This window comes from Salinimicrobium sp. WS361 (assembly GCF_050750585.1).
GTDB lineage: Bacteria > Bacteroidota > Bacteroidia > Flavobacteriales > Flavobacteriaceae > Salinimicrobium.
The window spans coordinates 185,113-209,944 of sequence record NZ_JBOJLM010000003.1 but is presented as its reverse complement, the minus strand read 5'-3'; the positions used below and the strand labels follow the sequence as shown (position 1 = coordinate 209,944).

General features: G+C 42.1%; 22 protein-coding genes, 1 pseudogene and 1 riboswitch. Of the genes and pseudogenes, 13 read left to right on the top strand and 10 right to left on the bottom strand.

Annotated features, from left to right (window positions below):
- Positions 1–35: 35 nt before the first annotated feature.
- Both ACQ93I_RS04360 and ACQ93I_RS04355 read left to right on the top strand, forming a co-directional pair.
- A complete protein-coding gene (locus tag ACQ93I_RS04360) occupies positions 36–1,877 on the top strand; it encodes a DEAD/DEAH box helicase (protein WP_431697318.1) in 1,842 nt (613 codons plus the stop codon).
- Between the two features lie 60 nt (positions 1,878–1,937).
- Entirely contained in the window at positions 1,938–2,693 is a 756-nt protein-coding gene (locus tag ACQ93I_RS04355) for a carboxypeptidase-like regulatory domain-containing protein (RefSeq protein WP_431697317.1), read from the top strand.
- A 110-nt stretch (positions 2,694–2,803) separates the two neighbouring features.
- Here the strand turns inward: ACQ93I_RS04355 and ACQ93I_RS04350 are convergent, their stop codons facing one another.
- Complete coding sequence (locus ACQ93I_RS04350; protein ID WP_431697316.1) at positions 2,804–3,340, bottom strand: SRPBCC family protein; 537 nt, start codon at positions 3,338–3,340, stop codon at positions 2,804–2,806.
- A 35-nt stretch (positions 3,341–3,375) separates the two neighbouring features.
- Positions 3,376–4,032: a TrmH family RNA methyltransferase gene (locus ACQ93I_RS04345; protein ID WP_431697315.1), complete on the bottom strand. Its 657-nt coding sequence runs from the start codon at positions 4,030–4,032 to the stop codon at positions 3,376–3,378.
- Positions 4,033–4,151: 119 nt separating this feature from the next.
- On the opposite strand from ACQ93I_RS04345, the gene ACQ93I_RS04340 reads away from it, so the two are divergent.
- Positions 4,152–4,838, top strand: coding sequence for an SIR2 family NAD-dependent protein deacylase (locus ACQ93I_RS04340; protein WP_431697313.1), 687 nt, complete (start codon positions 4,152–4,154; stop codon positions 4,836–4,838).
- Between the two features lie 74 nt (positions 4,839–4,912).
- Positions 4,913–6,250: an adenylosuccinate lyase gene (gene purB, locus ACQ93I_RS04335; protein ID WP_431697312.1), complete on the top strand. Its 1,338-nt coding sequence runs from the start codon at positions 4,913–4,915 to the stop codon at positions 6,248–6,250.
- Here purB and ACQ93I_RS04330 read toward each other — a convergent pair.
- Genes ACQ93I_RS04330 through ACQ93I_RS04315 form a run of 4 tightly spaced genes read right to left on the bottom strand, consistent with a single transcriptional unit; the run spans position 6,247 to position 8,367 of the window.
- Positions 6,247–6,876 carry a DUF4252 domain-containing protein gene (locus ACQ93I_RS04330; protein ID WP_431697311.1) on the bottom strand — a complete coding sequence of 210 codons (630 nt, stop codon included), beginning with the start codon at positions 6,874–6,876 and terminating at the stop codon, positions 6,247–6,249. The two genes, purB and ACQ93I_RS04330, sit on opposite strands and share 4 nt — an antisense overlap.
- 1 nt (position 6,877) lies before the next feature.
- Entirely contained in the window at positions 6,878–7,402 is a 525-nt protein-coding gene (locus ACQ93I_RS04325) for a DUF4252 domain-containing protein (protein ID WP_266067732.1), read from the bottom strand.
- Positions 7,403–7,418: 16 nt separating this feature from the next.
- The gene (locus ACQ93I_RS04320; protein ID WP_431697309.1) at positions 7,419–7,871 is read right to left on the bottom strand and encodes a hypothetical protein; all 453 of its coding nucleotides are present in this window, start codon (positions 7,869–7,871) and stop codon (positions 7,419–7,421) included.
- Positions 7,852–8,367, bottom strand: coding sequence for an RNA polymerase sigma factor (locus tag ACQ93I_RS04315; RefSeq protein ID WP_431697307.1), 516 nt, complete (start codon positions 8,365–8,367; stop codon positions 7,852–7,854). Before ACQ93I_RS04315 ends, ACQ93I_RS04320 begins: the two co-directional genes overlap by 20 nt.
- 119 nt (positions 8,368–8,486) lie before the next feature.
- Between ACQ93I_RS04315 and ACQ93I_RS04310 the strand changes: the two genes are divergently transcribed.
- Both ACQ93I_RS04310 and ACQ93I_RS04305 read left to right on the top strand, forming a co-directional pair.
- A complete protein-coding gene (locus tag ACQ93I_RS04310) occupies positions 8,487–9,947 on the top strand; it encodes a S41 family peptidase (protein ID WP_431697306.1) in 1,461 nt (486 codons plus the stop codon).
- A 72-nt stretch (positions 9,948–10,019) separates the two neighbouring features.
- The gene (locus ACQ93I_RS04305; RefSeq protein WP_431697305.1) at positions 10,020–11,486 is read left to right on the top strand and encodes a S41 family peptidase; all 1,467 of its coding nucleotides are present in this window, start codon (positions 10,020–10,022) and stop codon (positions 11,484–11,486) included.
- Positions 11,487–11,551: 65 nt separating this feature from the next.
- Here ACQ93I_RS04305 and ACQ93I_RS04300 read toward each other — a convergent pair whose 3' ends face one another.
- Together ACQ93I_RS04300 and ACQ93I_RS04295 are read right to left on the bottom strand one after the other, a co-directional pair.
- Complete coding sequence (locus ACQ93I_RS04300) at positions 11,552–12,601, bottom strand: YncE family protein (protein WP_431697304.1); 1,050 nt, start codon at positions 12,599–12,601, stop codon at positions 11,552–11,554.
- A gap of 3 nt (positions 12,602–12,604) precedes the next feature.
- On the bottom strand, positions 12,605–14,443 hold the full coding sequence (locus ACQ93I_RS04295) for a TonB-dependent receptor plug domain-containing protein (protein WP_431697302.1): 1,839 nt from the start codon (positions 14,441–14,443) through the stop codon (positions 12,605–12,607).
- Positions 14,444–14,474: 31 nt separating this feature from the next.
- Positions 14,475–14,810: riboswitch (cobalamin riboswitch) on the bottom strand.
- Between the two features lie 58 nt (positions 14,811–14,868).
- Here ACQ93I_RS04295 and ACQ93I_RS04290 point away from each other — a divergent pair.
- The 7 genes and pseudogenes from ACQ93I_RS04290 (at position 14,869) to tnpA (ending at position 21,460) form a co-directional block, all read left to right on the top strand.
- Complete coding sequence (locus ACQ93I_RS04290) at positions 14,869–16,014, top strand: ABC transporter substrate-binding protein (protein WP_431697300.1); 1,146 nt, start codon at positions 14,869–14,871, stop codon at positions 16,012–16,014.
- The gene (locus ACQ93I_RS04285) at positions 16,015–17,046 is read left to right on the top strand and encodes a FecCD family ABC transporter permease (protein WP_431697299.1); all 1,032 of its coding nucleotides are present in this window, start codon (positions 16,015–16,017) and stop codon (positions 17,044–17,046) included.
- On the top strand, positions 17,010–17,852 hold the full coding sequence (locus ACQ93I_RS04280; protein WP_431697298.1) for an ABC transporter ATP-binding protein: 843 nt from the start codon (positions 17,010–17,012) through the stop codon (positions 17,850–17,852). Before ACQ93I_RS04285 ends, ACQ93I_RS04280 begins: the two co-directional genes overlap by 37 nt.
- Positions 17,853–17,882: 30 nt before the next feature.
- Positions 17,883–19,283 (top strand): DNA recombination protein RmuC, encoded by a 1,401-nt coding sequence (gene rmuC, locus ACQ93I_RS04275; protein WP_431697297.1) that lies wholly within the window; start codon positions 17,883–17,885, stop codon positions 19,281–19,283.
- Between the two features lie 66 nt (positions 19,284–19,349).
- Complete coding sequence (locus tag ACQ93I_RS04270; RefSeq protein ID WP_431697296.1) at positions 19,350–19,895, top strand: acyl-CoA thioesterase; 546 nt, start codon at positions 19,350–19,352, stop codon at positions 19,893–19,895.
- The gene (locus ACQ93I_RS04265) at positions 19,895–20,863 is read left to right on the top strand and encodes a bile acid:sodium symporter family protein (protein WP_431697295.1); all 969 of its coding nucleotides are present in this window, start codon (positions 19,895–19,897) and stop codon (positions 20,861–20,863) included. Before ACQ93I_RS04270 ends, ACQ93I_RS04265 begins: the two co-directional genes overlap by 1 nt.
- 152 nt (positions 20,864–21,015) lie before the next feature.
- A pseudogene (gene tnpA, locus ACQ93I_RS04260) lies at positions 21,016–21,460 on the top strand (IS200/IS605 family transposase).
- A 47-nt stretch (positions 21,461–21,507) separates the two neighbouring features.
- Here tnpA and ACQ93I_RS04255 read toward each other — a convergent pair.
- Together ACQ93I_RS04255 and carB are read right to left on the bottom strand one after the other, a co-directional pair.
- Positions 21,508–21,900: a DUF423 domain-containing protein gene (locus tag ACQ93I_RS04255; RefSeq protein WP_431697294.1), complete on the bottom strand. Its 393-nt coding sequence runs from the start codon at positions 21,898–21,900 to the stop codon at positions 21,508–21,510.
- A gap of 78 nt (positions 21,901–21,978) precedes the next feature.
- Positions 21,979–24,831, bottom strand: a complete 2,853-nt coding sequence (gene carB / locus ACQ93I_RS04250) for a carbamoyl-phosphate synthase large subunit (protein WP_431697293.1) — start codon at positions 24,829–24,831, stop codon at positions 21,979–21,981.
- Between the last annotated feature and the right edge of the window lies 1 nt (position 24,832).

Here is a 24,832-nt window from a genome sequence, read left to right as displayed (position 1 = left end):
AACTAATCCTTACCTTTGCAGCTTATTAGATATGTATGAATAATTTTGAATTATTAGGATTGAATGATGCCCTGTTACAGGCAATTAAAGACATGGGTTTTGAAAACCCGAGCGAAGTACAGGAAAAAGCGATCCCAATTTTATTGCAGGAAGACACAGATATGGTGGCTCTTGCACAAACCGGAACCGGAAAAACCGCAGCATTTGGTTTTCCGCTTATCCAAAAGATCAATGTAGACAGTAGAAAGACACAGGGCCTTATTCTTTCTCCAACCCGAGAGTTGTGTTTACAAATTACAAACGAATTAAAGAATTACTCCAAATATTTTAAGGGCCTAAATACCGTAGCTATATACGGGGGCGCCAGCATTACAGATCAGGCTGCGCAAATCAAGAAAGGTGCACAAATCATTGTTGCCACTCCCGGCCGTATGCAGGATATGGTGAACAGAAGGCTGGTAGACATTTCGAACATCCAGTATTGTATCCTTGATGAAGCCGATGAGATGCTTAACATGGGATTCTATGAAGATATCACTGAGATCCTTTCGCACACACCTTCAGAAAAGAGCACCTGGTTATTTTCGGCTACCATGCCTAAAGAGGTTGCTACCATTGCAAAGAAGTTTATGCGCACTCCGGTAGAGATCACTGTAGGGACCAAGAATATGGGGACTTCAAATGTCTCTCATGAATATTACATTGTTAATGCCCGTGACCGTTATGCAGCTCTAAAGAGACTTGCAGATGCTAACCCTGATATTTTTTCGGTAATTTTTTGCCGTACCAAGCGCGACACCCAAAAGGTTGCCGAGCAGTTAATTGAAGATGGCTACAACGCTGCAGCCCTTCACGGGGATCTTAGCCAGAATCAACGTGACCTGGTGATGAAAAGCTTTAGGGCCAGACAAATCCAGATGCTGGTAGCTACAGATGTTGCTGCCCGCGGAATTGACGTTGATGATATCACGCACGTGATCAACTATCAACTTCCCGATGAGATTGAAACTTACACCCACAGAAGTGGCCGTACCGGTAGAGCCGGAAAAAGCGGGGTTTCTATGGTTATCGTTTCCAAAAGTGAAGTTCGTAAGATAAAAGGCATAGAACGCATTATTGGTCAGTCGTTTGAGAGAAAAGAAATCCCTGACGGAAGGGAGATTTGTGAAGTACAGCTCTTTCACCTTGCCAATGAGATTAGCAAGACCGAGATCAACCACGAGATTGACAAGTACCTGCCAAGCATAGCCGAACTTTTTGAAGGCCTTACCAAGGAAGAATTACTTAAAAAATTCTTTTCGGTTGAATTCACCCGATTCTTCAACTACTATAACAATGCGCAGGATCTAAATGCAAAAGGTTCTACTGAAGTTTATGAAGATGAAGGCGACAGCACAAGATTCTTTATCAACGTAGGTGCCAAAGACGATTTTGACTGGATGAGCCTGAAAGATTTCTTAAAGGCTACTCTTGATCTTGGAAGAGACGATGTAAACCGGGTGGAAGTAAAAGACAGCTTTTCATTCTTTAATGTAGACAGCTCAAAAGCTGAAGAAGTAATCAAAATTTTCCAGGATTTTAAACATAATGGTCGTCACATCAATGTAGAGATCACTAAAAAAAGTGCCGGAAAAGAACGCAGCGGTGGTGGCGGTCGTAAAGGCGGTGGCTATAAAGGAAGAGACAAAGGAGAACGCAGCTTTGACAAACCTTCAAGAGGAGGCGACAAAGGTCGAAGACGCTCATCTGATGCTCCTTCTTCCGGAGGAAAAAGAAGATCATCTGATGCAGGATCTGGCGGACGCAAGGGAAAGAAAAGCGGTAGCCGCAGCAGCAGCATTGAAAGTTCAATAAAAAGGAGAAGATCAAAAAAGTAATCTCGAAATAGCTTTTTTGGTACAGTTTTTTCAAAGTACCAAAAAAGCTTAATCCATAGCATGAAAAAGTTTTTAGCCCCTCTCTTCCTGCTTTTCAGTTTCGTGGTTTTTGGCCAGGAAACTACTGTGGTCTCAGGTAAAGTTCTTAATGCAGCCAACGACGTTCCTATTGAGAATGCACATATTGTAAACCTCAACCAGGTAATTGGCGCCGTCTCTGCTGAAGATGGACATTTTAAAATCCAGGCCGAAGTAAATGACACCCTGTATTTCTCTTACCTCGGATTTAAATCGATACGGGTAAGGGTTACCAATGACTGGCTTAAGTACGGGGAGGTAAAGGTAAAAATGACCGAACTGGGAATCGCTTTGGAAGAAGTGGTTGTAAGCCCAATACAGTTAACAGGTTACCTGGAGATTGACGCTAAAAATATTCCAATCTATGAAAATTACCGCTACAGCATCTCTGGGTTAAACCAGGGATATGAAGGAGGAGAGTACAGCCCCAATGCCCTTTCAAGAGCTTTGGGTGCCGTCTTTAATCCGGCCGATGCGTTGTACAACATCTTTGGACGCCAGCCCAAACAAATGAAAAAGCTACGTGAAATGAAGCAGGATGATAAGATCCGGAATCTTTTGCAAAGCAAGTTTGACAGGCAAACCCTTATGGCCGTTTTGGGAATAAACCGAATGGACATAGATGAAGTGCTGCGTCGCTGCAACTACTCTACCGACTTTATAAATAACGCAAACGATTTGCAGATACTGGATGCGATGAGCGGCTGTTACGAGGAATACAAGGTTTTGAACCGATAATAAATTTCAAAAAGAGGTTCCAAAAATGCCATTTTTGGAACCTCTTTTTTTATACTTGATTTGTAACAGGTAGAAGTAGAATTTAAAACACCTCCTGTAAACCTTCAGCTTTAATTTAATTTATTCCTTTCCAGGTGAGTCTTCAGGTTATATAAACCTGCTTCAAAATGCTTCCCTAAAGCACGTTCCATTCCGTAGAAAAGCATAATCACAGAGGCGGGAAACTTATGTCCTCCCTTTACTCCCCACACCATTTTAGTGCGGTTGGAATCCATTTCTTTAACAGCTACATAAAGAAGGGATAAAGATTTATAGGGTTTAATGAACAGCAGTTGGGTCTCCAGGACCTTTCCTTCCTTTATCTTCACGATCTTTTGTATGCCTTCAATGTTATTGCGCCCTTTCCAGTAAGAAGTTGCTCCAACTTTACCGTCTTCCCCTTTAAATTTGATCACCACTTTTGGATCATCAAGATACCAGGGAATCCACAGCGGTTGTTTTTTTAACTGGCGTACAAACGCATATACTTCAGCTTTAGGACGATTGATCACCACCGTGCGGCTTACGTTGTATTCTTTCTTTGCCCACGCATGTAAAAATGCCACAAAGGTGATAATGCCAATGATGACATAAAAGAAAAGAGTCATATTCTTTAACTATAGGGACCTAAAAGTAAATAAATTTATTGTGTTGCCTCAAAGCGCGTAAGAATTTCGGCATAATTTTTCAAATTCTTCCTTGCCCAATCAATCTGTTTCATCACCTGCTCCTCCTGTGTAAGTTGCCAGTTGATATCGCTGTTCCTTAATCTGGAACTTAAACTCTGTAAAATAATCGCTGCGGAAACCGAAATATTCAGGCTCTCGGTAAAGCCAACCATAGGGATTTGTAAAAATTCATCGGCTTCTTCCAGAACTTCCTGCGAAAGGCCTTTAGTTTCGGTACCAAAGAAAAGTGCTGCAGGCTGTGAAATGTCAAAATCCTGAAGTAGTGTGCCTTCATGAGGAGATGTGGCAATGATCCTGTAACCATTTTTCCGCAGGCTTTTAACGCAGCTTTGAGTAGAGGTATAACGATTAATATCCACCCACTTTTGTGCCCCCATAGCAATTTCACGATCAATTTTTTTAACGTTCACCTCCTCTACCACATGTACATTTTGCACCCCAAAAACGTCGCAGCTGCGTATCACCGCACTCGTGTTGTGAAGTTGGTAAACATCCTGGGTAGCCACAGTAAAATGATTGGTGCGCTTTGCAATAACCTTCTTAAAAAGCTCTTTTCTCCTTGTAGTGAGAAAAGACTCCAGATATGACAGCAGTTTAAGATGCTCTTCCATGCCGGCGAAAGTAGCAAATACTTCGCGATTTCACCCTTTTTGAGAGGTAAGGAAATAGACTTTTACGTTATGATTTCTCAATAAAACTGCTTACATTTTAGAAATCAAATCTTTCAGAAATGAAAAAAATCGTAGTGCTTACAGGTGCCGGGATAAGTGCAGAAAGCGGAATCAACACATTTAGAGATGCAGACGGGCTGTGGGAAGGCCATGATGTAATGGAAGTTGCCTCTCCCATGGGCTGGGAACGCAACCAGGAGCTCGTGCTCGATTTTTATAATAAACGCAGGCGGCAACTACAAATGGTAGATCCTAATCCTGCTCACAAGGCGCTTAAAGAACTCGAAAAGAATTACGAGGTGCATATTATCACCCAGAATGTAGACGACCTGCATGAGCGGGCGGGCAGCAAAAATGTGATCCACCTTCACGGAGAGCTAAAAAAGGTACGCAGTACTTTTGATGAAGACCTGGTGCTGGATTGGGAGGGGGATTTGGTGGCTGGAGATTTTTGTGAACATCAACGCCAGCTGCGGCCACACGTTGTTTGGTTTGGTGAAGCTGTACCCATGATGCAACCGGCTATACAAATCACTATGGAAGCCGATATTCTCCTAATTATTGGCACCTCCATGCAGGTGTACCCTGCTGCCGGACTTTTACATTACGCTCCCGAAGGAATCCCGGTGTATTTTATAGATCCCAAACCCGCTGTAAAAGAAACCAGGCACCTGAAGATCTTTTCAGAAAAAGCCTCGACAGGAGTTCCAAAACTGGTGAAAGAACTGTTGCAGGATTCGGAGTGAACTTAAAGAATAAATACTTTTTACGGTTGCACCTTAAAATGTATCTTTAGCCTTTAAATTTTTAACCAACACTCATGACTTCTCTTCAGGCAATATCTCCTATAGATGGCAGATATTCTTCCAAAACTCAGCAACTTGCAAACTATTTTAGCGAACAGGCCCTGATCAAATACCGGGTACGGGTAGAAATCGAATATTTTATTGCCCTGGCCGAACACGGGCTACCACAATTACAGGGAGTTGATCAATCAGTTTTTCCGGCGTTGCGTAAAATTTATTCTGAATTTTCTACTGAAGATGCCCTGGAAATCAAAAAGATAGAGAACACGACCAATCACGATGTTAAGGCAGTAGAATATTTTATTAAAAATAAATTCGATAACCTGGGCCTTTCGGCTTATAAGGAATTTATCCACTTTGGTTTAACTTCCCAGGACATTAACAATACGGCCGTGCCTCTTAGCATTAAAGAAGCACTCGAGGAAGTTTACAATCCGGCGCTTACCGGGCTTGTCGAAAAACTGGAACAACTGGCTACCGACTGGAAGGAAGTGCCCATGCTGGCGAGAACCCATGGCCAACCGGCCTCTCCCACCCGACTTGGTAAAGAAATAAAGGTCTTTGTGGTGAGGCTTAAAGAACAGATCAGGTTTTTGCAGGATATTCCCAATGCAGCAAAATTTGGAGGAGCTACCGGTAACTTCAATGCCCATAAAGTGGCTTTTCCACATATCAACTGGAAAAACTTCGGAAAAGATTTTGTTGAAGGCTCCCTTGGCCTGTACTATTCTTTTCCCACTACCCAAATTGAGCATTACGACCATATGGCCTCTCTTTTTGATGCTTTGAAGCGCATCAATACCATAATTCTCGATTTAGACAAAGACGTTTGGTCTTACGTTTCGATGGATTATTTTAAACAGAAGATAAAAGAAGGCGAAGTAGGTTCTTCGGCAATGCCACATAAAGTAAATCCTATTGACTTTGAAAACAGTGAAGGAAATTTAGGTATCGCAAATGCCCTTTTTGAGCACCTATCGGCTAAATTGCCTGTGAGCCGTTTACAGCGCGATCTTACCGACAGTACTGTATTGCGCAATATAGGAGTGCCATTTGGCCACACCTTAATTGGTTTCGCCTCTACCCTAAAAGGACTGAATAAACTGCTGCTGAATGAGGCTAAGCTGGATGAGGAACTTGAAAAGAACTGGGCTGTGGTTGCCGAAGCCATCCAGACGATCTTGAGAAGGGAAGGTTATCCCAATCCTTACGAAGCGTTGAAAGGACTCACCAGAACCAATGAAAAGATCGATAAAGACAGTATTTCAGCATTTATTGGGCAACTGGATGTCTCTGAAGAAATTAAACAGGAGCTGCGACAAATTAGTCCGCAGAACTACACGGGAATTTAGTAGTCGGTAGTCGGTAGTCGGTAGTCGGTAGTCGGTAGTCGGTAGTCGGTAGTCGGTAAAAACTGAAAAATTCTACTGAAACTAAAATACACTATAAAAAAAGAGGTCTCAAAAATGTCATTCCCGGCGACATTGAGCTCTCCTTTTTCGAAAGACTTCAGGAGACGTATAAGAGCTTCAGGATTCATGTCATTTCCGGTAAGACGTGCTATTCCGAAGCCTTTTTCATCATCGCTTCCAAATACAATCAGTTCGTCAATGGCATCTTCTTCGCCCAGGTAGTAAAGTTCAGCTTTTCGTGTGCCCCCGCCGTACCGCATAAGCTGCTGGTATTTATCAGCCTTCAGAATAGACGTTAACCGCTCTTTTTCTACTTCATATTCTCCCTTGTTCTCTCCTTTTAATGGAAACCCAAGAATGTTCACTTTCTTAATAGTTTCCATAGTAGCCTTTTGTTCGGCGGTAAGGGCAGAATTTTCACCTGTTAGTAAACTTACAGGAATGTCGAATGCCAGGTACTGGTTATCATTTTGATGCTCTACATAAAACTCCTGAAGACTGGTTTCATTGTTACAGGAAACAACCCCAAGGCATAGTAGTACCAGTATAAAAACTGAATTTTTCATCTTATTTTGTTTCTACTTTTTCGAGTTCTTCTCCTCCCGGAATCTTGAAGTCGTTGGCAAGTTTTGACACCTGCGCAAGGTTGATCTCTCCGGTAATGTTAAGGATGACCGACATGGGTTTATTCTTGTCTTCACCTTCCATGAACATAAACAACTGGCTCACGTAATCGTCATTTTTGCCGGGTTTGTAATAAAAACGCACTGTTTTGCCGTCTTCGGAAACTCTCATAAGCTCCTCCATACTGCCTTTTTTGATGTATGATGCCACATCAAGAGCCATTTGCTGTCGAATGTTCTCTTTGGTTGTTGAAAGCACTTTCATCTCTTTAAGGTTCTCAATAAGATCAATGTAAGCCTGGGTTTCAGGATCATCGGCATTTAGGTCAATTTTAGTGAGTAACTTGAACATTTTACTTGTTACCACTACCGCGTCTACTTCTTTCATGCCCTCATATTTATCAAAGGTTTGAGCTCCCGAAAGAAAGGGTAATATAAGTGCCAGTAAGGCAAGGCTGAACTTTTTCATGATTTTGATTTTTGGGTTATTTTACAATTTTATCTTTAGTATTATTAAATTCTTCTATGTAGCTAAGATCTTCGGTGCCGGCGTTCATATACAGGGACATCATCTCAAGGGCTTCCCTGGTTTTTTGCATAGCCAGTTCGGGATCTTCGTAAGTACCAAACTCGCTCACCTGGTTTTCCTGCTGTATTACAACTCCCAGGAAGATCACAATAGAAGCGGCGATTGCTACCCACGAATACACTTTTTTCCTGCCCGGCTCCAGCTTGTTTTTATGAGGTGTATAAGCAACTTTCCTGTCAAGCTTTTCGGTCTTTGCCTGGTCAAAGTAACAGAACATGGGAATGTACTGTTGCAGGTGTGGCGCGACCTCTCCCGAACTAAAATAGTTCTTTAGGCGGGCTTCTTCTTCTCCTGTGGTTTCGGCTTCGAAGTAGCGATCTAGCAGTTTCTCAATTATTTGCGATTCCATAGCGGTGTCTTTTAATCATTTCTTCTTTTATTTTTTTTCGGGCCCTGCTTAAAGCTACCCTTATAGCTGTCTGGTTCATTTGGGTCATTTTAGCTATCTCTTCATATTCATACTGCTCCACCTCCCTTAACTGGATGAGGATCTTTTGCTGTTCAGGTAGATCGGCAATGATCTTCTCCACCCAGTTCAGGTCATCCTGTATCTCTACCTTGTGCTGCAGTGAAGTTTCACCGCATTCGTAATTGCTGTGAACAATGCGCAGGTTATTGTTCTGTTTCAACTTAAGTTGATCGAGACAATGGTTCCTGGTAACGGTCATGGCAAAGGCCTCTACATTGTTATAAGAACTCAATTTCTCTTTACGGCTCCAAAGCTTCAACATTACTTCCTGTGTCGCATCTTCTGCAGCCTCTTTTGAAACAAGTAGCCTTAAGGCAAGCCTGTACATCTTGTCCTGCACCGGTTTCATGAGACTTATGAAAGTATGCTGTTTCATTTTGGTTTGGTTGGCAGGGCTTTTTTAGGGCCCTTTCCTTTACGACGACGTTGAAGGTACTTTGTTACCAATAAATATTAAAAAGTATAATTATTCGTATTACATTTAAAGTGATAAATATGGATAAAGCTATGAAATCTACCTCAAAACTACTCCTGTCTTTTTTCATGTTGCTGTTTATCTATGGTTGCCATGATGACCGTGATGACGTACTTGTAGCTTCGGGAGAGCTGGAAATTAAAAATTTTATTTGGCGGGCTATGAACGATATGTATCTCTATAAGGCCGATGTTCCCAATCTTGCCGATGATCGTTTTGCCAACCAGGAAGAACTCAACGAATTCCTTAGAAGTTATTCATCTCCCGAAGAACTGTTTTACGAAGGCCTGGTAGCCGATTTTGATGATTTCAGTTTTTTGGTGCAGGATTACAGGGCTTTGGAAAGGTTATTTGACGGCATCAACACTTCAAACGGAATGCAGTATGGCGTAGTGGCCTATCCTCCCGGTTCACAAAACGTAGTGGGTTACGTGCGTTATGTTTTGCCCAATACTTCAGCTGAAGAGCAGGGAGTAAAGAGAGGAGATTTGTTCAACAGCATAGATGGCGTAGAACTCAACCGGGAAAATTATTCAAGACTGCTGCAACAGCAAAGTTACACTATAGGTATGGCAGAGTTTACTGAAGGTGAGATCATAGCTACGGGAGAGACCATAAGCCTTCAAAAAGAAGAGTATACCACCAATCCTGTTTATATAGCCACAACCTTTGAAACCACAAATGGTACTGTAGGTTATCTCATGTACAACGGTTTTACAGGCAGTTTTGATGATGTTCTAAACAATACTTTTGCTTACTTCAAAGCCGAAGGAGTTCAGGACTTGATTGTAGACCTGCGGTATAACGGCGGGGGTTCGGTGGAGACTGCCAGTGATTTGGCCAGTATGATCACGGGACAGTTCAACGGGGAGATCTTCAGCAAAGAACAGTGGAATAAGGAATACCAGAACCTATTAGAATCTACCGCCCCCGAAAGTCTGGTCAATCTTTTTGACGACAAAATAAGAACAGGAGCAGCCATAAACAGCCTGGGGCTGGGAAAGGTCTATTTCATTACCACTTTACGGACTGCCTCGGCCAGCGAGCTGGTGATCAACGGACTTAAGCCATACATCGATGTGATTCAGGTAGGGGAAAATACTACAGGAAAATTTCAGGCTTCCACTACGCTTTACGATTCACCAAACTTCCGCAGAAACGGAGCAAATACAGGGCATTCTTACGCGGTACAACCCCTCATTTATAAGAGCCTGAACGTCAATAATGTCACCGATTATTCCGAAGGGCTTTCTCCGGATGTAGAAATAAAAGAAGATTTTACAGATCTCGGAGTATTGGGAGATCCTGACGAGCCCTTGCTGGCAGCGGTGTTAAGCCTCATAGAAGGACACACTCCCGAAATGAGTGTCAAAAATGGCATTTTTGAAGTGTTAGGAGAAAGCAGGAGTTACGACCTACTTCACCAAGTGATGTACACCGAAGACTTTGTTTTGCCTCTCAAACCAGGAGCAGCATTTTAACAAATTTTTTACATATTTCTTTGGTACTATTCATGATTATCTTAGTTTTAGCCACCACTAAATATATTTTAAATGAAGAGATTATTTATGCCGCTATTCCTTTTGGGAATATTTTTCACCTCCTGCTCCAAAGATGACGATGTACAGGAAAAGGATCCTGAAATAACTCCCGATGCACGGGATTACACTGTTGACTTATTTATACATCGCGCAATGGCCGATTGGTACCTTTATGAAGCCGAAGTGCCCGAATTACAGGAAGATTATTTCAAAAACCTTCAGGAGAAAAAAGACTTTTTTGCAGATTTTGACGAACCTGAAGATACCTATGAAAGTTTAAAAGCATCACATGACAGGTTCAGTTTTATGTGGGATGATTATACCGAACTGGAAAAATTGCTATACAGTGGTATAGAGAAAACGACAGGGATGGTTTTTGCCTACGGAACTATTGGAGGTGGAAGCGATGCCTTTATAATCACAAGATATGTAGTACCCAATTCTCCTGCAGACCAGGCAGGAATTAAACGTGGGGATATTTTCCTTGAAGTTAACGGGCAGCAACTGACTGTAGGTAATTTAGGACAGCTGCTGTCACAGGATAGTTTTAGCGTTTCTTATGCCGAAATCACTGATAACACAATTGGTTTAAGCGGAGAAACTGCCCAGCTTACAAGTGTAGAACTGGCTGAAAATCCCGTTCACGTAGCCAAGGTTATAAAACATAACGACCTAAATGTTGGGTACCTTATGTACAATGGCTTTACTTCCGATTTTGACCAGCAGTTGAACGAAGCTTTTGGTTTCTTTAAAGCTGAGGGCATAGATGAACTTGTAATTGACCTGAGGTACAATGGAGGAGGATCTGTTGAAACAGCCTCAGATCTTGCATCTATGGTCACCGGAGGTTTAAAAGGCAAATTACTTGCCGAGATGATCATGAATGAGAAATGGAAAGCGATCTACGAAAAAGAGGCGCCCGAATATGTGAACTTCAGGTTTAATGATAAGATACGTACGGGAGACGCCATTAACAGCCTGAACCTTGGAAAGGTTTACGTGATTGCCACCCGTGGCTCGGCTTCGGCGAGTGAACTTTTGATCAATGGCCTCGATCCTTACATTGATGTAATTCATATTGGGGATAAAACTGCAGGAAAATACCAGAGTTCAAGAACGCTGTACGATTCAGATCACATCATGTTCGCCAAAGAAAATGTTAACCCGACTCATAAATATGCTATTCAGCCGTTGATTTCAAAAATTGCCAACTCGGTTGGAAAAAGTGATTACGGCGACGGATTAACTCCCGACATCACAGCATCAGAAGGCCTAAATTATCTTCCTCTTGGAGATCCGGAAGAACCTTTACTAAAGGTTGCTCTAAATGCTATTTCAGGAGAGACTGGTGGAGAGCAGGCAACTGCTGCAAATAAAAGAATGCTCAATGACAGGTTTAAGATTGAAGGAGAGAGCGATATGTTTCAGCCTACATACCAAAGAATGTACACCAATGAGGTGCCTGCAAAACGGAACTAGATCTAAATACATACCAATGAAAAATCCCGCAAAAGCGGGATTTTTTCATTTAAAGCATATCTGTTTTAGTCATTGAAATAAAACCCGTTTGGTGCCACACCAACACTAATTTGTTTTAAGAATTCACCAGAAGTTGTGTACACCTGAATAAATCCGTTTGATCCAAAATCACCGGCATCACCAATATATATTTTGTCGTCTTCTACCTCAAAACCGTACATTTTTCCCCATTGGGAATTACTGGTATACTCGATCATAGGAGCAACAGGGTTGGTTGTAGCTCCAACTGCCATAGCATAAACTGCATTGTCTAAAGTAAAATAAGCTGTACCGTCTTCAACCTCTAAATTAGAAGCTCCCTGTAGATCATCAGTTAAAACAACTTCCGATACTTTTTGCCCTGTTGTAAGATCAATAGTTTCAAAGCTTCCTGTGCCAAGCACATAGAGATAATCATTCTCGATCTCCATATCTGTAAGTCCGTCATTGACCTGGATGGTCTTTACTACATCTTTGGTAGCTGAATTTATTACAGTTATAGTATTACCCACTCCATAAGAAGAATTCTGAACGTAAACGAACTCATCTTCAGCTATAATTTTCGAAGCAGGACCGTCAATTTCTATGGTACCGGTAACCTCTAAAGTTTTAAGATCTACCAATGCAATATAATCATCATTAGGTGTATCTATTACTTCAGCCAAATTTGTTACATAAGCTGTTTCACCAACTACTGCTGCATAATAAGGAACTTTGAGACCACTATCTACCTTTCCACCAACTTCAAAGGTGTTACGGTCTACCGCGGTGATAAGATTTGAACCATTAGAAATTATGTAAGCATTGTCTTCGTGAAAAAACATTGACTGGAGAAACATTCCCAGGTCGTCATTATTGTTTGCCTGGTAAATTTCGTTCTCTACAGTTTCCATATCATCACTAATATATGTTACTGTACCCGCAGCCTGTGCGCCTTCATTAAGCACAAAAAGACCTTCGGAATAAACTCCGACTTCTGGTTCGGGTTGTGGATCTACATTGTCATCATCACTGCTACACGAGTTGAAAAATATTCCTCCAAGGAGTCCAAATAAAAATAGTTTGCTAAGCTTCATAAATTAAAAATTAAGATTTAAATAAATATTGAAATTGACGCCAGGCATCCAGCGGTCTTCTACGTTTTGATAAGCCTCATCAAAAATATTTCTCACCCGAGCTCCTAACCTGTAGGATTTTTCCTGGCCAAAAGCATAAGAAGTAGAAATATTGGAAATTGTGTAGGCGTCAAGATTATATTTTGGATCATTGTCCGATCGTGTAAATACCTCTCCATTAAAGAGCAACTGGTAATCAAAATTCCACCGACCATAAGCATAGCCGGCACTGCCCGTTACTTTGTGATAAGGGACATAGATCAATTGCTTGCTGGTCTTTTGATTTTCAGATACCGTGTAAGAGTATATTCCTTTAAGCCTTAAAAATCCGTTACCAATATGCTTCTCCCAACCTAAAAGCCCTTCCAATCCGTAAGAGCGTACTTCATCTTCGTTCTGCGGCCGCCAAATTCCGCCACTTGCCGGGAGCCACCTTATCATATCTTTTATATCTATATAGTAAGCGGTAAGATCCAGATCAAAATTTTGCCATCTAAAACTGTTACCTATTTCTCCCTGGAGCGAAGTCTCCGGTTTTAAATCGGGATTTCCCCCGGGATTCCAGTAAAGGTCGTTGTAAGTAGGGATCTTAAAATTTTTGGAGGCATTCAGCTTCAGTGCGTAGAAGGATGAAAACTCATATATTGCTCCTGCGGAAAAGAGCACGGGGCTCTCATAATTATTTGTCAGTTCCTTCCGAAGCGCTGCCTCATACGAGAATCTTTGGGTTGCGTGATGCTTCAGAAGTAATGCTGCGGAAAAAATATTCCTGCTGTTGTCATCAATTCCGGAACCCTCGCCACTGGTGTGGGTATTTGAAAGCACCGAAGCTAATTTAATATCTTTAAACCCAGTGTACTCCAGGTCATTTCGGGCTATAAAAGTCTCTGCCTGCCCAAACGAATACTTGTCGGAAGACAGATTCTCATAATACCTGAAGCTTTCATCTAAAAATGCCAGTTTGGTAGTAGACTTAAAATGCGAGATCCCTGTCTCCCACTCCAGTAAATTCCTGCTGTTAACGTCCCTGTATTTTGTTGGGGTTTCCGAAGGTCTTATGAGTGAAAAATGCCTGCCTGCATGAGAAAAACTACTAAAAGCCCGTAAATAATTCTTGGGAGCGATCTTATATGCCAGCCCCACATCTAGCGTATTATTGAAAAATTGCCCATTCAGGTTTTCACCATTGTCGGGATATTCATAATCATTGTCTGAACTGTTTCGTGCTCCCGCTATAGATAAACTCCACAGCTCGCCCGAAGCTTCCGTTTTATATCTCGCATCTACAGTGTTATAGCTGCCATACTGAAGAAAAAGTTCATTTTTAAAGCCCTGGTTAAAATGAAGCCGATTATTGAGGTGAACAGTACCGCCAATGGCGCCCGTACCATAAACCACACTTCCGCCACCGCCGCGTACAGTGACCTCGTCTATGCCTGCTGTACTAATAATATTGAAATTGACCTGCCCGTTAAATTGGGAATTGATATTGATCCCGTTCCATAACACCGCGGTTTGCGATGCGGTTGTTCCTCTAAAAGAAGGCGAAGAAACCATACCCAGGCCATTCTCCTTAAAATAAATTGGAGAGTTGAACCGCAAGGCCTCCCCTAATGTAGGGCGACTGAGTTTACTAACAGAATCACCTATTTTAATAAGAGTTTGTCCTGTAGAAAAATCTCTCAGTTTTTCATCGCTCAGAAAAACCTCTTTGAGATAATTGATAGAGTCCAGCTGGGCAAAAGAGGGTGTCCAATTTAGCAGGGCCAGGAATAGAAGGTAGAAAGTGCTTTTTTTCATCATCCGCAGGCTTTTTTCCCGAAAGCCGAAGGTTTTTAATTAATGAAAAATGGCAGGTCTCCTGGCTCGCGTCCTTTTTGTTAACCTTCCCATCCTAAAATCAGGACAGTGGTATGAAGTGTACAAAAGGCATTCCGACGCATCGGAACTAAGCTTACAGTTGCGGGAACAGCTCAGGCTTGTTTGAAGTTAGAGTTTAGAAGTTAGAAATACGAAGTAATTCTTGTTTCAACTCTCTTCGGAAGTTAGTGTCAAATTTCGTACTTCGTAATTCGTACTTCTAACTTCCCCTGATTCCCTTTTAATCGATGTCTTTACTTTCTGAAAATTTTCTTCAGAAAACAATCGAACCAAAATTCAATGCGAAAGTAAACATTTTAGGGCTTTTCACTTCAAAAATTTTAAATAATCTTACTTTTGAAGTGCCAATGAAGAATATCCTCTACACATACAGCCTCTTACTTCTTATCGTCTCCTTTGGATGCAAATCTGACAAAAAGGAAAAAGCTCCGCTCTTAACAAAGCAGGGAAAAGAAGTCGAAATACAATATGCCTCGGGTCTCAAAATCACCGATTTTGGAGATCATAAGATCATTACTGTAGAAAACCCGTGGCCCAATGCCGACAGGACCTATAGATACCTGCTGGCAGAAGAAGGAGCGAACGTACCACAAGACGTAGAATTTGATCAACGGGTTCAAATTCCGGTAAAAAACATAGTGGTTACTTCCACAACTCATATTCCGGCGCTTGAAATTCTAAATTCCGAAGAACTGCTCGTGGGCTTTCCGGGTCTGGATTATATCTCTTCTGAAAAAACCCGCAGCCTCATCACCGCAGGTAAAGTTAAAGAGCTTGGCAAAAATGAAGCACTAAACACCGAAAGCCTGCTCAACCTCCAGCCCGATGTAGTCATTGGCTTTTCTGTAGATGGTAGCAACAAAAGTTTCAACACGCTCGAAAAAAGCGGAATTCCGGTAGTCTTTAATGCCGACTGGACAGAGAGCACGCCCCTTGGCAAGGTAGAATGGATCAAGTTCTTTGGCGCCTTCCTGGGAAAAATGGATGAGGCAAATGCTTTTTTTGAGAAGGTAGAAGCAGACTATCTAAGTGCTAAAGAGCTTGCAAAAAAAGCTGAAGATAAACCCGATGTAGTAGCCGGTGCCATGTTTAAAGACCAGTGGTACCTGCCGGCAGGAAACTCGTGGCAGGCCATTTTTATAGAAGATGCTCATGCAAACTACCTCTTTGGTCAAACAGAGGGCACAGGGAGCCTTTCCCTTTCTTTTGAAAATGTACTTACCCAGGCTGCTCAAGCCGATTTCTGGATGGGCCCTGCACAATTCACAGCTTACGAAGAAATGCTGCAGGCCTCGCCTCATTATTCCAGGTTTGAAGCTTTTCAAGAGAAGAATATTTACACTTTCGCAAGTGAAAAAGGAAGTACCGGGGGAGTAATATTTTATGAACTTGCGCCTATGCGGCCCGATCTGGTTTTGAAAGACATGATCTCCATTTTTCATCCTCAACTGCTCCCCAACTACAACACTACTTTCTATAAACCGCTCAAATAGTTGCAAAACACCCGCTCCTATATTATCATTCTATTTCTCTTGCTGGGAGCAACAGTTGCAGTATGGCTTTTAAATATTAGCCTGGGGTCAGTAAACATCCCTTTTGAAAAGGTGCTGGCGGTGCTTTTCTCTTCAGAAGAAGGCAACACCAACTGGCATTACATCATTATGGAATACCGGCTACCAAAGGCTTTCACCTCTATCTTGGTGGGATCGGGGCTGGCGGTGAGCGGGATGCTCATGCAAACCCTGTTCAGGAATCCTTTAGCCGGTCCGTATGTGCTGGGATTGAGTAGTGGCGCCAGCCTTGGGGTAGCTCTTGTACTCATGGGAGCTACTATCTTTGGAGGCGTGGCAGGAGGTATTATATTCTCCCAATGGGGCGTGGTGATCGCATCCAGCCTTGGGAGTTTGCTCGTACTTATGGCGGTAATGCTGGCATCGGTCAAGCTGAAAGATACCATGGCAATTCTCATTATTGGGCTCATGTTTGCCAGCCTCACTTCTGCACTTGTGAGCGTGTTGGCATATTTTAGTCCGGCGGCACAACTGCAGCAGTACGTTTTCTGGTCCTACGGAAGTGTGGGCGATCTCAGTTGGAACGAACTGGGTATTCTTAGCCTTTTCTGGTTATTTGGCGTTACCATTGCCCTCTTCAGCATTAAAAATCTCAACTCCCTTTTATTAGGAGAGCAATACGCCCGAAGCCTGGGAATGAACATTGGTCGTAACCGTACCGTGCTCATTATTTCCACCAGTATTCTGGCAGGTAGCATCACTGCCTTTGCCGGGCCGGTAGCATTTGTGGGCATGGCCGTGCCTCACCTCATTAGGCAGATAATTCCCGTGAACGATCACCGCATCCTGTTGCCAGCAGTGATTTTTGGCGGAGCCATTCTTATGTTGCTGTGTGATACCGTAGCACAAATGCCGGGCAGCGATTTCACTTTACCAATAAATGCAGTAACTTCATTAGTAGGTGCACCTGTGGTGATTTGGCTCCTGGTAAGAAAAAGAAAATTCCTCTTCTAAAGATTCAGAACATAGAAGCAGAAAAGAAACATATCATCCTTAAAACTGAAAACCTTAGCATAGGTTACAGGAAGAAAAAGCTGGAAAAAGTAGTTGCTTCAGGAATAAATATTGCGGTTACTGAAGGTGAACTGGTGGCTGTGATAGGAATAAATGGCGTAGGGAAATCGACATTTTTGAGAACGGTAAGCGGAATTCAACCCGAGCTCTCAGGACACATCGAGATCAACGGAGAAAACAGGAAGAACATTTCTTCGGAAAGACTGGCAACCATGATTAGCCTGGTGCTCACCGAGCAGCCCCTGTCAAAAAACCTTGGCGTAGCCGAACTGGTGGCACTTGGAAGACAACCTTATACCAACTGGATAGGAAGACTTAGCCCCGACGACCGAAAAATAGTAAAAGACGCACTGGCCCTGGTGAAGATCGAAGAAATACAGGAAAAGAAATGTCACGAACTAAGCGACGGACAGTTGCAAAAAGTACTTATTTCGCGAGCCCTGGCACAGAATACACCTGTAATGATCCTCGACGAACCCACTTCTCACCTCGACATGTACCACAAGGCACAGGTGCTTAAACTTTTAAAAGACCTAAGTTTACGCACAAGAAAAGCGGTGATCTTTGCAACACATGAAATTAATCTTGCGCTGCAATTGTGCGATAAGATCATTTTGATGAAACCCAATGAGGTAGTACAGGATACGCCTCAACAGCTTATCCAAAAAGGGCATTTTGAGAGCATCTTTCCTTCAGACCTTATTGTTTTTGATGCCGCTACCGAATCCTTCAGAATAAAAACCTGAAAATAGTATCTTTGAGCAAACCTGCAGCTCATGACAGATCCTATTCTACTGGCAACCTCTCTTATTATCCTTATTTTTGGAGGTCTTTTAGGTTATTTACTGGCCAATTTTAGGGGCAAAAGTGTTCAAAATGTGCTAAAAGAGCGAAATGAACAGCTTAACAATCAGTATCAGGAATATAAGGTTCAAATTCAGGAGCAGCTACTTCAGATCAAGGAGCAGGCACGGGAAGAAAAAGAAGCCGTAAACAATCAATTAATTGAAGCCTGCCGGGAACGTGAAGAAATTAGGGGCAAAAAAGACCTTTTTAGCACCCAATTGACCGAGAGAACTTCAGAATATAAAAACCTTCAGCAAAAACTTGAAGAGCAAAAAGGAGAACTGGAAAAACTTCAGGAAAAATTCAGCAAAGAATTTGAGAACCTTGCTAACAAGATCCTCGAACAAAAATCGGAAAAATTCACCAGCATCAACAAAGAGAACATCGCCCAGATCCTCTCTCCGCTTCAGGAAAAGATCAGGAACTTTGAGGAAAAGGTGGAGAAAAACTCCAATGATTTTATTGAGCGGCACGCACAGCTGGGCAAGCAGCTTGAATACCTGCACGAGCAGAACGTGAAGATCAGCGAAGAAGCCAATAACCTCACCAGGGCTCTAAAAGGAGAAAATAAGACCCAGGGCAACTGGGGCGAACTTATCCTGGAGCGCGTACTCGAAAAGTCGGGCCTCGTGAAAGACAGAGAATATTTTGTGCAACAGTCTCACGAAACAGAAGATGGTAAAAAGCTACTGCCAGATGTGGTTCTACATTTACCCGGAGACAAACGCATGGTCATTGACTCAAAAGTTTCGCTGGTAGCTTATGAAAAATACGTAAACGAAGAAGACCAGGAAAAACGGGCGCGTCATCTTAAAGACCACTTGCGATCTCTTAACACCCATATTCAGGATCTTAGTGCCAAAAAATACGAGGACCTTTATAAGATGGAATCGCCAGATTTTGTGCTGATGTTCATACCCGTGGAACCGGCCCTTTACCTGGCGCAAAACCTAGACAGTTCTTTCTTTTACACGGCTTTTCAAAAGAATATTTTACTGGTAAGCCCCACCACACTGCTTTCTGTACTGCGAACCATTGACACTTTGTGGAGCAATGAGAAACAACAGCAAAATGCTCTTGAAATCGCTAATCATGCAGCATCTTTGTACCACAAATTCAAGTTGCTGCTCGACGAACTGGAAACTGTGGGGAAAAGGCTAAAATCTACCAACACGGCCTATGATGATGCCATGAAAAAACTTACAGGCCAGCAAAACCTCATTAAAGACATAGATCAATTGGAAACCCTGGGGATTTCTCCCAAACAAAAATTGTCTCAAAAATGGCTTTCCCGGGCAAACGAAGAAGAAAATCAGAACCAGTTAAATTAAATTATGAAAATTTCTCCGGGTCTTTTCCAGGGGATTTTATAAACCTACTTTACCAAAACCTTTAGAATGACCAAAGATTATAAGACTGTTGCCGAATCTCAAGTAACCATTTCAGAACTTATGTTGCCCTCACATTCCAATTTCAACGGAAAAATACATGGAGGTTACGTATTGTCCCTGCTCGATCAAATTGCTTTTGCCTGTGCTTCGAAACATTCGGGGGCCTATTGCGTTACCGCCAGTGTTGACACCGTCGATTTTCTTAAACCTATAGAAATCGGGGAACTGGTAACGATGAAAGCTTCGGTTAATTTTGTGGGCAGCAGCTCCATGCAGATAGGGATTCGCGTGGAAGCCGAAAATATCCAGACAGGTGCAGTAAAACATTGTAATTCCTCGTATTTTACCATGGTTGCAAAAGATGAGAAAGGACAATCGGTCAAAGTCCCGGGACTCGTCTTAAAATCCAGGGATGACATTAGAAGGTTTGCGAAAAGTATCAAGCGATATGACAATAAAAGAGTGCGTCTCAAAGAATTTACCGAAACCGATTTTGTTTCTGAAGAGCATCTTCACATCGTGGAAACCTATAACGTGAAAATTGAGGCGTAGTGAAGTTTAACGGATTCATTGCGGCGCTGCTTTTTGCTATCCTCATTTCCTGGTTCTTCCCGGAAGGCCCTGAAGTACTACCCCTCAAGCTCATTACAGATGTAGGAATAGGATTCATTTTCTTTTTCTACGGATTAAAATTGTCACCTACAGAATTTAAAGCCGGGCTGTACAATTACAAGGTCCATATCCTGGTGCAGCTTACCACATTTGTGTTTTTCCCTTTACTCGCACTTGCGTTTGCGCCCTTTTTTGAGGGTGGCACAAATTCGTCGCTGTGGCTCGCGCTGTTCTTTCTGGGAGCGCTGCCATCTACGGTAAGCTCTTCTATTGTCATGGTTTCTTTAGCCCGTGGAAATATACCCACAGCAATCTTTAATGCAAGTCTTTCAGGACTTTTAGGTATCATTGCCACTCCGCTATGGCTCAGTCTTTTTATGGCATCGTCTTCTCAATTTGAATTTGCGGCAGTAGTGCAAAAACTGGTTATTCAAATCATTCTGCCGTTGGTAATTGGTTTATTCCTTCAGAAGTTTTTAGGGGATCTCGACCGGAAAAATTCTAAAAAGATTGGCCTATTTGACAAATCGATCATCGTTCTTATTGTGTACTCAAGTTTTAGTACAGCCTTTTCTTCAGAATTATTCAGCACGGTAGGTCTTTATGATCTTCTTAAGCTGTTGGCAATGGTGAGCGTGTTGTTCTTCGTGGTCTATTTTATCCTGGGAGCAATTTCCGGCTGGTTGAATTTTTCGACGGAAGATGAGATTACCGCAAAATTTTGTGGCACCAAAAAGTCCCTGGTACACGGATCGGTAATGGTTAAGGTGATCTTCGGAAGTTCTGCCGCAAATGCACTGTACCTATTGCCCATCATGCTTTACCACATCCTGCAACTACTGGTAATTGCCGTTTTTGCTGAAAGGTATCGAAAACGACAAGAGAGAGAAGATCTACCGGTTACATAGCATATGACGATGCCAAATTCATTTTCTATTTATGGGTATGAAGATAAATGACTAAAGCCATTATTTTTTTATTAATTTCATTATAGCCACGGGTTTAAACGCGTGGCTATAATAGCACATAAAAATAAGAACCGTTTTAACGGTTTCATTTCATTCTTTTAAATGGGCATTCGTATAATAAAATATGGGTTCATGTCATTTGGTCAACCAAAGACCGGCGTCCTTTAATTGAGCTTTCAGTTGAGGATAAACTTCATCAGCACATCAATCAGCAATTGCGTGAAGCAGGTTGCCCAGTACGAATTATAAACGGCATGCCAGATCACATTCATTGCCTGTTTTTACTCAATCCACAAAAATCTATTTCGGAAGTGATCAAGCAAATCAAAGGAAGTAGTTCTCATTATGTTAATCAGACAAATCTAATATCTCAAAAATTTGCATGGCAAACGGGATATGCTGCTTATTCTGTTTCCGAATCTGTTTTAGAAAAGACATTTTCCTATATCCAAAACCAAAAAATCACACCATCAGAAAAAGTCATTTCAACAGGAATATGATGAGTTTCTGAAGCTTTACGAATTGAACAATTCATAATCTCTCCAGTTGTCACCATTTTTAAATGGTTAAAACGGTTTATGGATTTAAAGCGAGTCCACAACACCCGCAACATTAATAGTAAACAGGATCCACCCCATTACGAGCAGCAGTCCGCCTAACGGAGTAACAGGTCCCAAAAATGCCATTTTTCGCCCCTTTGCTGCAGACAACACAAGACCGTAGATACTGAAGGAAAATAATATGACACCTACAACAAGAAACCAGCCCATGAGGTTTTGAGATAATCCTTGAAAGGGAAAGATCACTCCAACCAATATGAGCAGCAAAGCGTGATACATCTGATATTTGACGCCGGTCTCAAAACTTTTGAGTTGGTCGTTATCAAGGTACTTCTTTAGACCGTGGGCTCCAAAAGCCCCAAAGATTACTGCCAGCGTACCATAAGCTCCGCCGCATATTAAAATAAATTCTTTCATAAATTCACATTTTTGAGACCTCTGTAAATAAGAATGCCACCTTAAAAAGATGGCATTCAAAAATAGCATTTTTGAGACTTATTTGGTCAAATACATTTTTCTTCTGGAGTACAATTCATAGAAAGTATCGTCTCGCAGGCTGTCTATAAAGAGGATGCTTTCGCCGGTACTCTTCATCTCTGGCCCCAATTGTTTATTAACGTGAGGGAACTTATTAAAAGAGAATACAGGTTGTTTGATAGCGTAACCCTCCAGTTTTGGTTCAAATTTAAAGTCGGTAACCTTATTTTCTCCCAGCATCACTTTGGTAGCGTAATTCACGTAAGGCTGCCCGTAAGCTTTAGCTATAAAAGGCACGGTACGGGAGGCCCTTGGGTTTGCTTCTATGATGTAGACCTTGTCTTCTTTAATCGCAAACTGAATGTTGATAAGACCCACAGTATTTAATGCCAGCGCAATTTTTTTGGTGTGGTCTTTTATTTGCTGAAGTACAAGATCTCCCAGGTTGAAAGGCGGAAGCAGGGCATTTGAATCTCCCGAGTGGATACCGCAGGGTTCAATATGTTCCATGATCCCGATGATCTGAACTGTTTCGCCATCACAAATTGCATCGGCTTCAGCTTCAATGGCTCCGTCGAGATAATGATCGAGAAGCAGCTTGTTATTTGGGATCTTTCTTAGCAGGTCTACTACTGTGGCCTCAAGTTCCTTTTTATTGATCACGATCTTCATTCCCTGGCCTCCTAACACATAAGAAGGACGTACAAGAATTGGAAAATCGAGTTCATCGGCAAGGGCAAGAGCTTCTTCAGCAGTTTCGGCTACCCCAAATTCAGGATAAGGAATATCATTTTCCTGAAGCAGCTTAGAAAAAGAACCTCTGTCTTCAGCTAAATCAAGAGACTGGAAGCTGGTACCAATTATTTTGATTCCGTAGCGATCCAGTTTTTCAGCAAGTTTTAGAGCTGTTTGGCCTCCCAGCTGTACAATGACACCTTCGGGCTTTTCATGCTGGATGATGTCGTAGATATGTTCCCAGAAAACAGGTTCAAAATAAAGTTTATCGGCCACATCAAAGTCGGTCGAAACGGTTTCAGGGTTACAGTTGATCATGATGGTTTCATAGCCGCATTCTTTTGCTGCAAGCACCCCGTGTACACAACAATAATCGAATTCTATTCCCTGCCCAATCCTGTTTGGACCTGATCCCAGTACTACAATTTTCTTTTTATCTGATACCTTACTGTCGTTCTCTACATATTTCAGGCCTTCTTTAGTCTCGATTTCGGCTTCAAAAGTGGAGTAATAATAAGGAGTTTCCGCTTTAAATTCGGCTGCACAGGTATCAACGAGTTTATAAACCCGGTTAATGCCCATTTCCTCCCTTTTCTTGTAAACCTCGCTTTCGAGACAGTCTACCATATAAGCGATCTGCCTGTCGGCAAAACCTTTTTGTTTTGCTTCGAGAAGAAGGTCTTTAGGAAGAGAATCTATAGTGTATTTTGAAATTTCAACTTCGAGGGTGTACAGCTCCTCATATTGCTTGAGGAACCACATATCAATTTTTGTGATCTCGTGAATCCTGGTTAGCGGGATGCCAAGCTGAATAGCATCATAGATCACAAAAACACGATCCCAACTGGCAAAATTCAGTTTCTCGAGAATAACATCGTAGTTGGAGTAACCTTTACCATCGGCTCCCAATCCATTCCTTTTAATTTCGAGGGACTGTGTGGCCTTATGAAGTGCTTCCTGGAAAGATCTTCCTATTCCCATCACTTCCCCCACAGATTTCATTTGGAGACCAAGGGTGCGGTCACTACCTTCAAATTTATCAAAGTTCCAACGCGGAATTTTTACGATCACATAATCTAGCGTTGGCTCAAAAAGTGCTGAAGTGGACTTTGTAATTTGATTCTGAAGTTCATCAAGCGTATAACCTATTGCAAGTTTAGCTGCAATTTTAGCGATTGGATATCCTGTAGCTTTTGAAGCAAGAGCCGAAGACCTTGAAGTTCTTGGGTTGATCTCAATGGCCATGATCTCTTCTTTTTCGTCGGGGCTTACTGCAAATTGCACGTTACAACCTCCGGCGAAATCTCCAATATTCCGCATCATTTTGATGGCCAGGTCTCTCATTCTTTGAAAACAGGAATCACTAAGGGTCATAGCCGGGGCAACCGTAATAGAGTCTCCCGTATGGATTCCCATAGGATCCATGTTCTCGATAGAACAAATAATCACCACGTTGTCGTTCTTATCACGCAACAGTTCCAGCTCGTATTCTTTCCAGCCTAAAAGGGCTTTATCTATAAGCACTTCATGAATAGGAGAAGCTTCGAGACCTGCAGTTAACAGTTCATCAAAATCTTCTTCTTTATGCACAAAAGAGGCACCGCTACCACCAAGGGTAAACGAAGCGCGTATAACCAGTGGAAAACCAAATTCCTGCGCCACTTCCTTTCCTTTTAAGAAAGAAGTTACGGTTTGTGCAGGAGCCACACCTACGCCCAGGCGCACCATTAATTGCTTGAATTTTTCCCTGTCTTCAGTAATATTGATTGCATCAATATCTACACCTATTAACTTTACATTGAAATCGTTCCAGATTCCTTTTTCTTCGGCCTCTATACATAAATTCAATGCTGTTTGTCCTCCCATAGTAGGCAGCACTGCATCAATATCGGGATGATCTTTAAGGATATCAATGATAGATTTTGTGGTAAGAGGTCTTAGATAAACATGATCTGCCATTGAAGGATCTGTCATGATGGTGGCAGGGTTGGAATTGATAAGGACTGTTTTAATCCCTTCTTCCCGTAATGATTTGAGTGCCTGTGCGCCGGCATAATCAAATTCACAGGCCTGGCCAATTACAATAGGTCCAGAACCTATAATTAGTATTTTCTTGAGGTTTTCGTTCTTTGGCATA